Annotated in this window: 13 protein-coding genes; 7 read left to right on the forward strand and 6 right to left on the reverse strand. The window is 73.9% G+C overall.

Going from position 1 to position 12,626, the window contains the following annotated elements; genetic code table 11:
• Window positions 1-67: 67 nt before the first annotated feature.
• The 3 genes from AB0L25_RS16305 to AB0L25_RS16315 are packed head-to-tail and all read left to right on the forward strand — an operon-like array spanning window position 68 to window position 2,855.
• A complete protein-coding gene (locus AB0L25_RS16305) occupies window positions 68-754 on the forward strand; it encodes a response regulator (protein ID WP_500172714.1) in 687 nt (228 codons plus the stop codon).
• The gene (locus AB0L25_RS16310; RefSeq protein WP_500172717.1) at window positions 751-2,304 is read left to right on the forward strand and encodes an ATP-binding protein; all 1,554 of its coding nucleotides are present in this window, start codon (window positions 751-753) and stop codon (window positions 2,302-2,304) included. The genes AB0L25_RS16305 and AB0L25_RS16310 overlap by 4 nt, the downstream gene beginning before the upstream one ends.
• Window positions 2,301-2,855, forward strand: coding sequence for a hypothetical protein (locus tag AB0L25_RS16315; RefSeq protein WP_500172719.1), 555 nt, complete (start codon window positions 2,301-2,303; stop codon window positions 2,853-2,855). The genes AB0L25_RS16310 and AB0L25_RS16315 overlap by 4 nt, the downstream gene beginning before the upstream one ends.
• Here the strand turns inward: AB0L25_RS16315 and AB0L25_RS16320 are convergent.
• The 4 genes from AB0L25_RS16320 to map all read right to left on the reverse strand — a co-directional run bounded on the left by AB0L25_RS16320 (window position 2,833) and on the right by map (window position 6,386).
• Window positions 2,833-3,549 (reverse strand): metal-dependent hydrolase, encoded by a 717-nt coding sequence (locus AB0L25_RS16320; protein ID WP_500172721.1) that lies wholly within the window; start codon window positions 3,547-3,549, stop codon window positions 2,833-2,835. The two genes, AB0L25_RS16315 and AB0L25_RS16320, sit on opposite strands and share 23 nt — an antisense overlap.
• A 138-nt stretch (window positions 3,550-3,687) precedes the next feature.
• On the reverse strand, window positions 3,688-4,752 hold the full coding sequence (locus tag AB0L25_RS16325; RefSeq protein WP_500172723.1) for a DNA polymerase ligase N-terminal domain-containing protein: 1,065 nt from the start codon (window positions 4,750-4,752) through the stop codon (window positions 3,688-3,690).
• A gap of 19 nt (window positions 4,753-4,771) precedes the next feature.
• On the reverse strand, window positions 4,772-5,461 hold the full coding sequence (locus AB0L25_RS16330; RefSeq protein WP_500172725.1) for a ComEA family DNA-binding protein: 690 nt from the start codon (window positions 5,459-5,461) through the stop codon (window positions 4,772-4,774).
• 73 nt (window positions 5,462-5,534) lie between these two features.
• Window positions 5,535-6,386: a type I methionyl aminopeptidase gene (gene map / locus AB0L25_RS16335; RefSeq protein ID WP_500172727.1), complete on the reverse strand. Its 852-nt coding sequence runs from the start codon at window positions 6,384-6,386 to the stop codon at window positions 5,535-5,537.
• 71 nt (window positions 6,387-6,457) lie between these two features.
• On the opposite strand from map, the gene AB0L25_RS16340 reads away from it, so the two are divergent.
• Window positions 6,458-6,634 (forward strand): hypothetical protein, encoded by a 177-nt coding sequence (locus tag AB0L25_RS16340; protein WP_500172729.1) that lies wholly within the window; start codon window positions 6,458-6,460, stop codon window positions 6,632-6,634.
• Between the two features lie 122 nt (window positions 6,635-6,756).
• On the opposite strand, the gene AB0L25_RS16345 is transcribed toward AB0L25_RS16340, so the two are convergent.
• Window positions 6,757-7,323, reverse strand: coding sequence for a hypothetical protein (locus tag AB0L25_RS16345; protein ID WP_500172841.1), 567 nt, complete (start codon window positions 7,321-7,323; stop codon window positions 6,757-6,759).
• Window positions 7,324-7,445: 122 nt separating this feature from the next.
• Here AB0L25_RS16345 and npdG point away from each other — a divergent pair, with 122 nt between their 5' ends.
• Together npdG and AB0L25_RS16355 are read left to right on the forward strand one after the other, a co-directional pair.
• On the forward strand, window positions 7,446-8,150 hold the full coding sequence (gene npdG / locus AB0L25_RS16350) for an NADPH-dependent F420 reductase (RefSeq protein ID WP_500172731.1): 705 nt from the start codon (window positions 7,446-7,448) through the stop codon (window positions 8,148-8,150).
• Window positions 8,151-8,216: 66 nt separating this feature from the next.
• Complete coding sequence (locus AB0L25_RS16355) at window positions 8,217-9,269, forward strand: potassium channel family protein (RefSeq protein WP_500172733.1); 1,053 nt, start codon at window positions 8,217-8,219, stop codon at window positions 9,267-9,269.
• 27 nt (window positions 9,270-9,296) lie between these two features.
• Here AB0L25_RS16355 and panB read toward each other — a convergent pair whose 3' ends face one another.
• Window positions 9,297-10,148, reverse strand: coding sequence for a 3-methyl-2-oxobutanoate hydroxymethyltransferase (gene panB / locus AB0L25_RS16360; protein ID WP_500172735.1), 852 nt, complete (start codon window positions 10,146-10,148; stop codon window positions 9,297-9,299).
• Window positions 10,149-10,399: 251 nt separating this feature from the next.
• On the opposite strand from panB, the gene AB0L25_RS16365 reads away from it, so the two are divergent.
• Window positions 10,400-12,496 (forward strand): SpoIIE family protein phosphatase, encoded by a 2,097-nt coding sequence (locus tag AB0L25_RS16365; RefSeq protein ID WP_500172737.1) that lies wholly within the window; start codon window positions 10,400-10,402, stop codon window positions 12,494-12,496.
• Window positions 12,497-12,626 lie beyond the last annotated feature (130 nt).

The raw sequence follows: 12,626 nt of genomic DNA on the forward strand, positions 1-12,626 counted from the left end.
GTCCGCGAAATGTCCGGATCTTGTGACATGGGCCGGTCGGCCCCGATCGGCGGCCGATAATGACCCGGTGGCGAAGATCCTTCTTGTCGAGGACGACCCGTCCGCCCGCGTCGGGCTGGAGATGGCGCTGACCCGCCAGGGGCACGGCGTGACGGCCCGCGCGACCGGCGAGGACGGCCTCGACGCGCTGCGCGCGCTCCACCCGGAGATCGCGATCCTGGACGTGATGCTCCCGGGCATCGACGGCATCGAGGTGTGCCGCCGCATCCGGCGGGACGACTCGATCGGCCGCGCCCTCCCGGTGATCCTGCTGACCGCGCGCGGCGACGACCTCGACGTCGTCCTCGGCCTGGAGGCGGGCGCGGACGACTACGTGGTCAAGCCCGTCGAGCCGCGCGTCCTGGACGCCCGCATCCGCGCCGTCCTCCGCCGCGCCGAGCAGAGCGGCCTCGACCGCTCCGTCCACGGCGACCTCGTCATCGACCGCACGTCCCTGAAGGTCACCAAGGCCGGGACGGACCTGCGGCTCACCCCCACCGAGCTGCGGCTGCTGCTGGAGCTGGCGCGGCGCCCCGGCCACGCCCTCACCCGCCGCCACCTGCTCGCCGCCGTCTGGGAGCACACCTATCCGGGCGACTCCCGCCTCGTGGACGCGTGCGTCCAGCGCGTCCGCGCCAAGATCGAGGACGACCCCGCCGACCCCCGGCTGATCGAGACCGTCCGCGGTTTCGGCTACCGGTTCGCGGCGCCGTGACCGTCCGCGCGCTCCGGCCGCTCACCGGGCTCCGGGCGCGGCTCGCCGCGGCGTTCCTCGCGGTCGCGCTGCTGGCGTCCGTCCTCGCGTCCGGCATCTCCTACGTCCTGTACCGGCGCATGATGCTGGACCGGGCGCAGGACGAGGTGGTGGCGGACGTCCGCGAGACGCTCACCTTCCAGGTGCCGCGGCAACTGCCGCCCGACAGCGCGAACGTGCTCGGGGACCGGCTGGAACTCGCCCTGACCGGGCAGGTCGAGATCCGGGTGTCGGAGGCCGCGCCCGCCGTGGACGTGCTGACGGTGCGCGCCCGGGCGGACGAGGAGCCCGGCGGGGACGAGCGCCGGGCGGCCGCGGTCGCCGTCCGTCCCGGCGAACCCGTCGCCGTCCCGGAGCCGGGGACGCTCCACGTGCCCGTCACCCGGGAGTTCGCGGAGCGGGCCCTGAAGGAGACGGTGTTCCGGCGCGTCGTCCGGGACGGCACCCCGTACCTGCTGGTCGGCGCTCACCCCACCGGCTACACGACGACGGTGACGGAGCCCGCCCGCACGACGCCGCCGATGGTGTTCGTCTCGGTCGACCTCAGCCGGGAGGCGGACGACCTGCGGCTGTTCACCCGCGCGCTGCTCATCGCCGACGGCGCCGCGGTCGCGTGCGCGCTCGTCCTCGCGTTCCTGGCCACCCGCGGCGTCCTGCGCCCGGTCCGGCGGCTCGGCGCCGCCGCGCGCGCCCTCGGCGAGGGCGACCTGGACACCCGCGTGGACGTGCGCGGCCGCGACGAGCTCGCCGACCTCGCCCGCACGTTCAACGGGACGGCCGAGGCGCTGGAGCGCACGGTCACCGAGCTGCGCGCGATGGACGCGGCGTCCCGCCGGTTCGTCGCCGACGTGTCGCACGAGTTGCGCACCCCGCTGACGTCGATGGTCGCGCTGACGGACGTGCTGGCGGAGGACGCCGCGGCCGCGCCCGGCGACGGGCGGGCGGCGCGGCTGGTCGCGGCCGAGACCCGGCGGCTCGGCGTGCTCGTCGAGCACCTGATCGAGATCAGCCGGTTCGACGCGGGCGCGGCGGCGCTCGTCCTCGACGAGGTGAACGTGGCGGAGGCCGTCGCCGCGACGCTCGACGCGCGCGGCTGGACCGGCGACGTCGCCGTCGACGGCGCCGCCGACCCGTCCGTCCGGCTCGATCCCCGCCGGTTCGACGTCGTCCTCGCCAATCTCGTCGGGAACGCGCTCCGGCACGGCCGCCCTCCGGTCACGGTGCGGTTCGGCCCGGCGGACCGGGACGGGCGGGCCGGCGTCGAGGTCGCCGTCGCCGACCGCGGCCCCGGCCTGCCGGACGGCCTGCACGACGCGATCTTCGACCGGTTCGTCAAGGCGGACGCCGCCCGCGCCGCCAGCGAGGGGAGCGGGCTCGGCCTGTCCATCGCCAAGGAGAACGCCGTCCTGCACGGAGGGACGCTGGAGGCCGCCGACCGGCCGGGCGGGGGAGCGGTGTTCACGCTGTGGCTGCCGGCCGAACGGCCCGGCGAGGAGAGGGAGAGCGCATGATCCGCGCCGCCGCGCTGGCGGCCGCCGCGCTGCTCATCGCGGGCTGCGGCATCCGCCCGACCGGGATCGTCACCGCCGGGCCCGAGCCCCGCGCCGGCGGGCAGGCCGACACGATCACCGTCTACCTGGTGCGGGACGGGAAGCTCGCCGCGGTCCTGCGGCCGGGCCTGCCGGAACTCCCGTTCCTGCCCATCACGCAGCTCGCCGCGCCCCCCACCCCGCAGGAACGGGCGCAGGGATTGCGCACCGAGGTCACCCGCGCGCTGGAGATCCACGGCTTCGGCGCGCAGGAGGGCGAGGACGTCTCAGAGCTGATCATCGCCCCGCGTCCGGACGGCGGCGACCGGCCGGTGACCTGGTCGCGCCTGGCCGAGGCGCAGATCGTGTGCACCGCCGCGGCCCTGCCCGGCATCGAGAGCGTCCAGCTGTGGAGCGTCCCCCAGCGCCGAGAACCCGTCGTCGTCCACCGGAAGGACATGCGGACGCTGGTGTGCGACGACTACGCCGACCTGTTCGCCGCCCCGCGGGTCAGCCCGACGTCATCCAAGTGACCGTGACGTCCCCGATGACCGACCGGACGGCCAGGATCGCGATGCCCACGCTGAGCACGGGCATGACGACCCACCGTTCGACCTTCCCGTCGGTGCGGGGGATCAGCGGGACGGCCGTCCGCCACGGGGCCGGCCACAGCACCGGGCAGCCGCGCGGCGTCAGGCAGTCGCCCACGACGTGCGCGAAGCAGCCGAGCCCGACCGCGAACCCGACGAAGCTCATGTCGAGGTCGTGCATCAGCCACACGGCGATGGCGGCGAGCGCGCAGTCCGCGAGCGCCGACTGCGGCTCCTTGCCCTCGAAGTCGAGGCCGATGCCGCGCAGCCCCAGACCGACGATCATGAACAGGCAGGCCCACCAGGCGTACACGTAGTGGGTGGCGAGCAGGTCCATCGCGAGGCCGATGCCGATCGCGAACAGCAGCGAGTGGGTCGCCTGCCGGTGCCCGCCCGAGACCTTCCCGATCCACTTGCACATGTGCTTGGTGATCGGGCCGAACGTGTTCGCGATGCGCCCGTTGTGGTGGTCGATGTCGGGCAGGAGCGCGGCGCCCGCGCAGACCACCGCGCCGGCGGCGACCTGCTCGACCGACAGCGAGACGGCGTAGTCGCCGATCCAGTCCTCCCGGCTGATCACCGGAACGACCGCGAGCCACGCCAGCGCGCCGCTCAGGGCGTGCGTCCTGCCCATCATGAGCCGTTACCCCGCCTTCCGCATCCGCCGTACCGGGGCGGACTCTAGCCCGCTCTTGATCGTTTTCGGCGGCGACGCGCCGAAGCGGGTGCTACGTCCGTTTGATGCGGGACGGCGGCCGGCGGTTCCTGCGGGCGCCTACCGGCCGGGCGACGGGACGAACCGCCACGCGTCCGACTCCTCGCCCGGCCGGTAGGGGGAGTCGAGCCGCTTGGCGAGGATCCCCGGGAGGCCCTGCGCGGCCGCGGCCTCCCGCACCGCGCCGCCGTCCCCCGGGAACCACGGCGCCGTCTGCCACACCGCGCCGGACAGCCCCAGGCCGTCCAGCCGCTCGCGGCGCTCCCGGTACGGGACGTCCAGCAGCGGACGCCCGTCCAGGTGCGGCACGTCGTAGATCATGTACGTCTCGCGGCCCTCGACGACGGCCAGCTCCCCGTCCAGCACCGCCGGACGGGCGCCCAGTTCGGCGCCCAGCCGGGTGCCCGCGCGGGCCGGGCCGGCCACGGCGCGTCCGGCGCCGTCGGTGAACCGCGCCCGGCCGCCCTCGACGTACGCCAGCAGCCGCCTGCCGCCCCACGCGAACTCGAACGCCCAGTCGTCCTGCGCGCGGGGCAGCCGCGCCCGCCGCGCCGGACGCATCGGCGGCAGCGACTCCGGCAGCGGCTCGGCGTCCGGGTCGGCGGGCGGGTCCATCCGGTGGATCATCCAGTCGTCGCCGCGCGTCCGGAACAGCACGTACCGGCCCGACACCCGCGAGCCGTGCACGACGACCTTGACCTCGCGGTCGCTCCACTTCTCGGTCTCGTACGTCCCGCGATCCCAGATGATCACCTTGCCGCCGCCGTACTCGTCCTTCGGGATCTCGCCCTCGAACGTCGCGTACTCCAGCGGATGGTCCTCCGTGCGCACCGCGAGATGGTTCGTGTCGGGGCTCCACGGCAGGCCCTTCGGCACCGCCCACGACACCAGCACCCCGTCCCGCTCGAACCGCAGGTCCCAGTGCAGGCTGCTCGCGTGGTGCTCCTGGACGACGAACGTGTCGTCGTCCCCGCGCGGCAGCGGCCCCTCGCCGGGGACGGGCTCGGGGGTGCGCCCGGCGTCGCGCCTGCCCCGGTACTCGGCGAGCCGGTCCCCGCCCGCGGCGCCCGCGTTCTTCGGCTCGGCCTTCTTCGCCTTCGTGTTCTTCGGCTTGCTGGGGCTCACGCCCCCTGCCTACCCGGCGTCAGCGGATGAAGACGGCGTAGTCGGCCAGATCGCCGGTCAGGTCGGGCGGCAGCCCCGCGACCGCCGACAGCTCCTCCGCGGACATGAACCCGCCCGTCTCCGCCCGCACCCGCTCGATCCGCCCCGCCAGCTCCGGCGTGATCCCCGGCAGCAGCGTCAGCGCCTTCGCCGGCGCGTGGTTGACGTCGACGAGACCGCCGTCGTTGTACTGGCGCGGCAGGTCCGGACGCCCGATCCGCAGCTCCTTCGCGAGCCCCGGGTCCGTCGCGGCCAGCTCGCGGGCCTTCTCCCGCAGCAGCCGCCGCCGCTTCACCCGCTCCACCACGGCCGCGTTGTCGACGCCCGACAGCCCGTGCGGGTCGAACACCCGCCGCCGGATCACGAACGCGTGCCCGCACCCGACGATCGCGAGGACGAACATCAGCAGGCCCACGGTCCGCTGCGTCCCGTCGTCGTTCCCGAGCTCCGGCAGCAGGTACAGCATCAGCGCGAAGACGCCGATGTACACGCCCGACGACACGAACAGGTGCAGGTTCCGCCGCCACAGCGCGGCCGCCGCGAACGTGAACGGTGTCGCGTATCCGAGCGTCAGGAACGGCAGCGCCGCCCACGTCACGCTCAGCGCCGCCCGTCCCGGCGGCATGCTGTCGGACGGAACCCTCGGCTCGTACGGCGCTGGCTCGTTCATCCAGGGGTCTCCCGGGGCCGGGTGCGACGTTGATCCGACTCTAGGCGATGGGACGCTCAGACCGCGCGGAGCCTCACGGCAGGGTGAGGATTTCGTTGCCGTCGTCGGTGATCAGGATGGTGTGCTCGAACTGGGCCGTCCGCTTGCGGTCCTTCGTGACGACCGTCCAGCCGTCGTCCCACATGTCGTAGTCGAAGCTGCCCAGCGTGAGCATCGGCTCGATCGTGAACGTCATCCCCGGCTCGATCAGCGTGGTCGCGTTCGGGTCGTCGTAGTGCGGCACGACCAGGCCCGAGTGGAACGTCGTCCCGATCCCGTGCCCGGTGAAGTCGCGCACCACCCCGTACCCGAACCGCTTCGCGTACGACTCGATGACCCGGCCGATCACGTTCAGCGCCCGTCCCGGCCTGGCGGCGCGGATGCCCCGCATCATCGCCTCCCGGGTGCGCTCCACCAGCAGCCGCGACTCCTCCGGCACGTCGCCGCACAGGAACGTCGCGTCGGTGTCGCCGTGCACCCCGCCGATGAACGCGGTGATGTCGACGTTGATGATGTCGCCGTCCCGCAGCACCGTGTCGTCCGGGATCCCGTGGCAGATCACCTCGTTGATCGAGGTGCACAGCGACTTCGGGAAGCCCCGGTAGCCGAGCGTGGACGGGTACGCGCCGTGGTCGAGCATGAACTCGTGCCCGATCCGGTCGAGTTCGTCCGTCGTGACCCCGGGCCGGACCTGCTTGCCGACCTCCTCGAGCGCCTGCGCCGCGATCCTCCCCGCGATCCGCATCTTCTCGATGATCTCGGGCGACTTGACGTCCGGCTCGCCGGTCCTGGGCTTCTTCTTCCCGACGTACTCCGGGCGTGGGATGTGCGCGGGCACCTTCCGCAGCGGAGAGACATTGCCGGGCCGGAGAAGCTGGGTCGTCATGGTAAAGGAGTGTAGTCAGCGCGACCGGGGCACGAATCCCGTGCCTTCCGCTGACGTCGAGAGGAGCGCCCATGAAAGGCACTGACGGCGACTGGTGGTTCTGCCTCAAGCACATGAAGGTGGAGCACGGGCCCGGCTGCCCCAACAAGGACCGGATGGGCCCCTACGACTCCGAGGGCGCCGCCGCGAACGCCCTCTCCCTCGCCCGCGAGCGCAACGAGGCCTGGCGCCGGCAGAACGAGAACTGAAGGAGGAACCGTCGGCCTCCGCTCCGCAGAGCTCCGCTCCGGCCGCCGGGGGACCACGGCCATCCGGCCCCTCGACCCGGCCCCTCGACCCGCCGACCGCCCCCGCGCGGGCCGGGCGGGGGTCAGTCGAGGGTGGGGCCGGTGACGGTCTCCAGGAGGCGGGCGAGGCGGGTGCGGAGGCCGGGGCGGCCGCGTGCCCGTTCCTCGCCCGCGGCGGCGCTGACCAGGTGCTGGGCGCCGTCGAACGACAGCAGCGACTCCTCCGGCGGGACGGTCAGGGCCTCGTGCGCGAGGCCCCGCAGCTCCCGGTCGCCGCCCTCGAGGGCCAGGACGGTCGCGCCGGTGCGGCGGGCGTCGTCCACGCGTTCCAGCAGCGGGACGGGCGCGTCCTCCTCGGCGACGACGAACACCGTCTCCCCGCGCCGCGCCTCCTCCAGCCGGTCCAGCCCGACGGCGAGGTGCGCGGGCGCGCCGGGCGGCGGGGACCAGCGCACCAGCGTCGGGGCCAGCCCGGGCGCGTCGCCGAGCCGGCTCTCGTCGTCGAGGTGCGCGGCGAGGTGCCACGGGTCGTCGCCGGGCGTGCCGACGAGCAGCAGCCCGCCGGGCGTCCGCGAGGTGACCCGCAGCGCGCGGCCGAACTCGCCCGTCCGCTCCAGCCATCCGGTGACGGACAGCACCTCGCGCAACATCGAGATCTGCTCGGCGTCCACGGCACCATGGTGCCGCACCGGCCGCCGTCCGCAGGCGGGTTTCCCCCCATCGGGGAGGCCGGGACGCGGCGGCCCGGGACCCGCCTGGCAGACTCGGCGGCATGAGTGATCAGCAGCGGAAGAATCCCCACGACCTCCCGGACGCGAGCGGCCTCGCGATCGGGATCCTCGGCGGCACCGGCGACCAGGGCAAGGGGCTCGCCCGCCGGTTCGCGCTCGCCGGGCACCGGGTGACGATCGGGTCCCGCAAGGCGGACCGCGCGCAGGAGGCCGCGGACGACCTGAAGGCGGGCGACCCCGGCCTCGAGGTGTCGGGCGCGGAGAACCCGGTCGCGGCCGGCGGGGCCGACGTCGTGATCGTCGCCGTCCCGTGGGAGGGCCACAAGGCCACGCTGGAGTCGCTGCGGGACGAGCTCGCCGGCAAGATCGTCGTGGACTGCGTCAACCCGCTGGGCTTCGAAAAGGGCAAGGGCGCGTTCGCGCTGCCGGTCGAGGAGGGCAGCGCCGCCGAGCAGGCCGCCGCCGTCCTGCCGGACAGCCGCGTGGTCGCCGCCTTCCACCACGTGTCGGCCAAGCTGCTGCTCGACCCGGCGGTCGCCGAGATGGAGCTGGACGTCCTGGTCCTCGGCAACGACCGGGAGGCCACCGACCTCGTGCAGGCCCTCGCCGGCCGGATCCCCGGCATGCGCGGCGTGTACGGCGGGCGCCTCCACAACGCGGGCCAGATCGAGGCGTTCACCGCGAACCTCATCTCGATGAACCGCCGCTACAAGGCCCACGCCGGGATCCGCATCACGGACGTGTGATTCGGGCGGCGCCGCCGGCCGTGTTCTGGTTCGATCACGGTGTCGCCGGCGGGTAGGGGAGCGTTCGTGATCGATCCGGAAGCGGCGCGGCGGCCGCTCGTCCTGTTGCCGAAGACCCGGACGGGGCCGCTGCGCGCCGTCGGGCGGCGCGTCGCGGTCGCCGCGCTCGCGGTGCTGGCCGTCGTGGCCGCCGTCTACCTCGGCCGCGACGGCTACCGCGACTCCGCCGACGGCGAGGTCACGCTGCTGGACGCCTTCTACTACGCGACCGTGTCCGTCTCGACCACGGGGTACGGCGACATCACGCCGGTGAGCGACTCCGCCCGGCTCGTCAACATCCTCTTCGTCACGCCCGTGCGGGTGCTGTTCCTGATCGTCCTCGTCGGCACGACCCTCGAGGTGCTCGCGGAACGCACCCGCGAGGACTGGCGCCAGTCACGCTGGAGGGCCCGCGTGCGCGACCACATCGTGGTGACCGGCTACGGAACCAAGGGCCGGAGCGCGATCAAGACCCTGCTGACCACCGGCGTCCCGCGGGACTCGATCGTCGTGGTCGACCCCGACCCGCGGGTCGTCGCCGAGGCGGCGGAGGCGGGGATGGTGGGGATCGTGGGGGACGCCACCCGCAGCTCCGTGCTCCAGCAGGCGGGGGTGCCGCAGGCCCGCGAGATCGTCGTGGCGACCGCGCGGGACGACACCGCGGTGCTGATCACGCTGACCGCGCGGCAGCTCAACCCGCGGGCCGGCATCCAGGCGTCGGTGCGCGAGTCGGAGAACGTCCCGCTGCTGCGGCAGAGCGGCGCCGACCACGTCGTGACGTCGTCGGAGGCCGCGGGGCGGCTGCTGGGCGTCTCCACCCGGCACCCCCACGTCGGCGACGTCATCGAGGACCTCCTCGACCAGGGCAGCGGCCTCGACCTGGTCGAGCGTGCGGTGACGGCCGGGGAGACCGGGCGGCCCCTGTCGGCGGTCGCGGAACCGGTGCTGGCGGTGGTGCGGGACGGGCGCAAGCTGCCGTTCGACCACCCCGACTGCGCCGCCCTGCGGCCGGGGGACCGGCTGATCGTGGCGCGCTCGACGCGCCGGTCGGCCCCGCGGGACGGCGACGGCTCGGCCTGACGCCGTCCCGCGGGGCCTCCCGAACCGCTACTTGTACGAGTGCTCGGCGGCCGGGTAGGTGCCGCCGACGACCTCGTCCGCGTAGGCGCGGGCGGCGTCGCCGAGGACGGTGTTCACGTCCGCGAACTTCTTGACGAACTTGGCGGTGTGCGGGGTGAGGCCCGCCATGTCCTGCCATACCAGGACCTGCGCGTCGGTGCCGTTGCCGGCGCCGATGCCGATCGTCGGGATGGACAGGGACGCGGTGACGCGCGCGGCGAGCTCCTCGGGGACGCACTCGAGCACGACCGAGAACGCGCCCGCGGCCTCGAGCGCCTTGGCGTCGGCGATGAGCTCCTCGCCGGACTCGCCGCGGCCCTGCACCCGGTAGCCGCCGAAGACGTTCACCGACTGCGGGGTGAGGCCGAGGTGCGCCATCACCGGGACGCCGGCCGCGACGAGCGCCTCGACCTGCGGCAGGATGCGGCGGCCGCCCTCCAGCTTGATCGCGTGGGCGCCCGCCTCCTTCATGAAGCGGGTGGCGCTGGCGAGGGCCTCGGACACGCCCGTCTGGTACGAGCCGAACGGCAGGTCGGCGACCACCATGGCCCGCTTGGACCCGCGGACGACCGCGGCGGTGAGCGGCACCAGGTCGTCGACCGTCACGGGGATCGTCGAGTCGTAGCCGTAGACGACCATGGCGGCGGAGTCGCCGACGAGCAGCACGGGGATGCCGGCCTCGTCGAACACCCGCGCGGTGAGGGCGTCGTAGGCGGTGAGCATCGGCCACTTCTCGTGCCGCTGCTTCGCCGCCGCGATGTCGCGCACGGTGACCCGCCGTCCGCCGGTGCCGCCGTACAGTGCGGTCGGCTGCGCGGGGGGTGCAACAGAAGAAGACATGCGAAACCTCCGGTCTTGAGGCGCCACGGTGGCGTACCCAGACGGCTCCGATCGTGCCACTTGGTCAACGATTCGGGTAGCCCCGACATTCCACAATCTATTGGGGTGAGTTGGGTGCAAAGTGTGGTTCGGAGTCCGGTTTCCCGCACGGTAAGCGCGATCTTCTCCCCGCGTAACGGTGTCATGGCCCATACTGTCGCTGGATACTGCTAAGACGACCGGCTGTCTGGAGCGCGTCAGTGAGATCCGTCATGGCGCCGCGAGGCGACGTCCCCGGCCCCGACTCGGCCTCCCGGACCCTCGTCCTGGGCGTCGACGGCGCCCGGCGGATCGTCCAGTGCGGGCCCAACGTCCGCGCCGTCCTCGGGAGGGACCCGGGGGAGCTGCTCGGCCGCCCCGCCTGCGACCTCGTCGCGGAGGAGGGCAAGGCCGAGCTGGAGTCGATGCTGGAGGCCATCGGCGAGGGCCAGGAGCGCCGCGGCGTCCTGCCCGTGCAGAGCCGCGGCGACACGGTCTCCGCGATCGTCACCGCGCAGCCCATGCTCGGCGGCGACGCGGGCACCGCGCCCGCCGCGCTGCTGTACGTCCAGGTGGCGCTGCCCCCGAGCGAGCGCTACCAGGACCCGGCCCTCATGCGCCGCGCCCTGCTGGACGACCCGCTCACCCGGTTCGGCGACACGCTCGACCTCGACCAGTCCGCCCGCAAGATCGTCGAGGTCGTCGTCCCGCACTACTGCAACGCCGCGTCCGTGCTGGTGCTGGAGAGCCTCGTCGCCGCCGACGAGGTGCACAGCGAGTCCGGCTCGGCCGTGATGCGCCGCATCGCCGTCACCTCCGACGACGACAACCTCGCCTGGACGTCCGCGTTCCCCGTCGGCGAGGTCCTCGTCTTCCCCGAGGGCACCCCGTACCACGAGGTCATGGACACGGCGCGTCCCGTCCACCGCCCCCACATCGACGCCGACGCCGCCGGGGCCATCGGGCGGATCTGGCGGCGCGACCCCGCGGGCGAGCTGCTCGCCGACGTCTCGATGGTGCTGCTGCCGCTGATCGCGAACGACACGCTGCTCGGCTTCATCGCCTGCACCCGCGTCCCCGGCTTCCGCAAGTTCGACCGGTACGACGTCGAGATCGGCATGGAGTTCGCGGGCGGCGCCGCGATCGTCATCGAGAACGCCCGCCGCTACAGCCGCGAGCGCGCCACCGCCCTCGCCCTGCAGCGCAGCCTGCTGCCGAACCGGCTGTCCGCGCCGTCGTCGGTCGAGGTCCGGCACCGCTACCTGCCCGGCAGCAAGCTCGTCGAGGTCGGCGGCGACTGGTACGAGTCGATCGCGCTGCCCGGCGCCCGCGTCGCGCTGATCGTCGGCGACGTCGCCGGGCACGGCGTCCGCGCCGCCGTCACGATGGGACGGCTGCGCACCGCCCTGCACACCCTCGCGAACCTGGAACTGCCGCCCGCGGACGCCCTGCACGTCATGCACGAGCTGATGATCGAGCTCGGCGAGCAGGAGCCCCACTTCGCGACCTGCGTGTACGCGGTGTACGACGCCACCACCGGCACCATCGAGATCGCCTCCGCCGGGCACCTGCCGCCGCTGCTCGCCGGTCCCGGCGGCGACAACGAGTACCTGCGGGTGCCGCCCGCGCCGCCGCTCGGCGTCGCCGGCGGCGCCGCCATCGAGAGCCGCGAGTTCACCGTCGAGGACGGCAGCCTGTTCGTCATCTACACCGACGGGCTCGTCGAGAACCGCGGCCGCGACATCGACGACGGCCTCGCCCGGCTCCGCACGATCTTCGGCCCCGACTCGGTGGACCGCCCGATGGAGGACCTCGCGAAGGCCACCCTCGCGGGCGTCTACGCCGACCAGCACCGCGACGACATCGCCGTGCTGATCGCCCGGCTGCGCCGCCTCCCCGAGGACCGCCGCGCCTCCTGGACGCTGCCCGCCGACCCCGCCGCCGTGCGCCGCGCCCGCGGGCTCGTCCGCACCCGCCTCGCCGACTGGGGCCTCGAGGAACTCGAGTACACCACCCAGCTGCTGATCTCCGAGCTGATCACCAACGCGTACCGGTACGCGCACGGCCCCATCGAGCTGCGGCTGCTCCTCGAACGCACCCTCGTCTGCGAGGTCCTCGACCGGTCCGCCGCGCTGCCCCGCCTCCGCCGCGCCGAGGACGACGACGAGAACGGCCGCGGCCTCCTCGTCGTCAGCCAGCTCGCGCACCGGTGGGGCAGCCGCCGCACCGCCGCGGGCAAGGTCGTCTGGTGCGAGCAGATCGTCCCCGGCGTCGACCCCGACCCCGTCGACCTCGACTCCTCCTGGCCCGGCGAAAGCCACCACAGATAGTTTGCAAGACCCTCGGCGTCAGGCCCCCGGGGGCTTCCTTCAACGGGTCTTGCGTGCGATTGCTGCATCGCTCCGACTCGCCCTGGGGGGCTCGCTGCGCGATCAGGTTCTCGCTTCGCTCGAACCTGCC

It is taken from the genome of Spirillospora sp. NPDC052242 (genome assembly GCF_040679555.1).
Lineage (GTDB): Bacteria > Actinomycetota > Actinomycetes > Streptosporangiales > Streptosporangiaceae > Spirillospora.

Coding starts and splice junctions, on each gene's coding strand:
- AB0L25_RS16315 (WP_500172719.1), top strand. CDS start 2,301: ATGATCCGCGCCGCCGCGCTGGCGGCCGCCGCGCTGCTCATCGCGGGC.
- AB0L25_RS16320 (WP_500172721.1), bottom strand. CDS start 3,549: ATGATGGGCAGGACGCACGCCCTGAGCGGCGCGCTGGCGTGGCTCGCG.
- AB0L25_RS16345 (WP_500172841.1), bottom strand. CDS start 7,323: ATGTTGCGCGAGGTGCTGTCCGTCACCGGATGGCTGGAGCGGACGGGC.
- AB0L25_RS16365 (WP_500172737.1), top strand. CDS start 10,400: ATGGCGCCGCGAGGCGACGTCCCCGGCCCCGACTCGGCCTCCCGGACC.
- map (WP_500172727.1), bottom strand. CDS start 6,386: ATGACGACCCAGCTTCTCCGGCCCGGCAATGTCTCTCCGCTGCGGAAG.
- AB0L25_RS16340 (WP_500172729.1), top strand. CDS start 6,458: ATGAAAGGCACTGACGGCGACTGGTGGTTCTGCCTCAAGCACATGAAG.
- AB0L25_RS16330 (WP_500172725.1), bottom strand. CDS start 5,461: ATGAACGAGCCAGCGCCGTACGAGCCGAGGGTTCCGTCCGACAGCATG.
- panB (WP_500172735.1), bottom strand. CDS start 10,148: ATGTCTTCTTCTGTTGCACCCCCCGCGCAGCCGACCGCACTGTACGGC.
- npdG (WP_500172731.1), top strand. CDS start 7,446: ATGAGTGATCAGCAGCGGAAGAATCCCCACGACCTCCCGGACGCGAGC.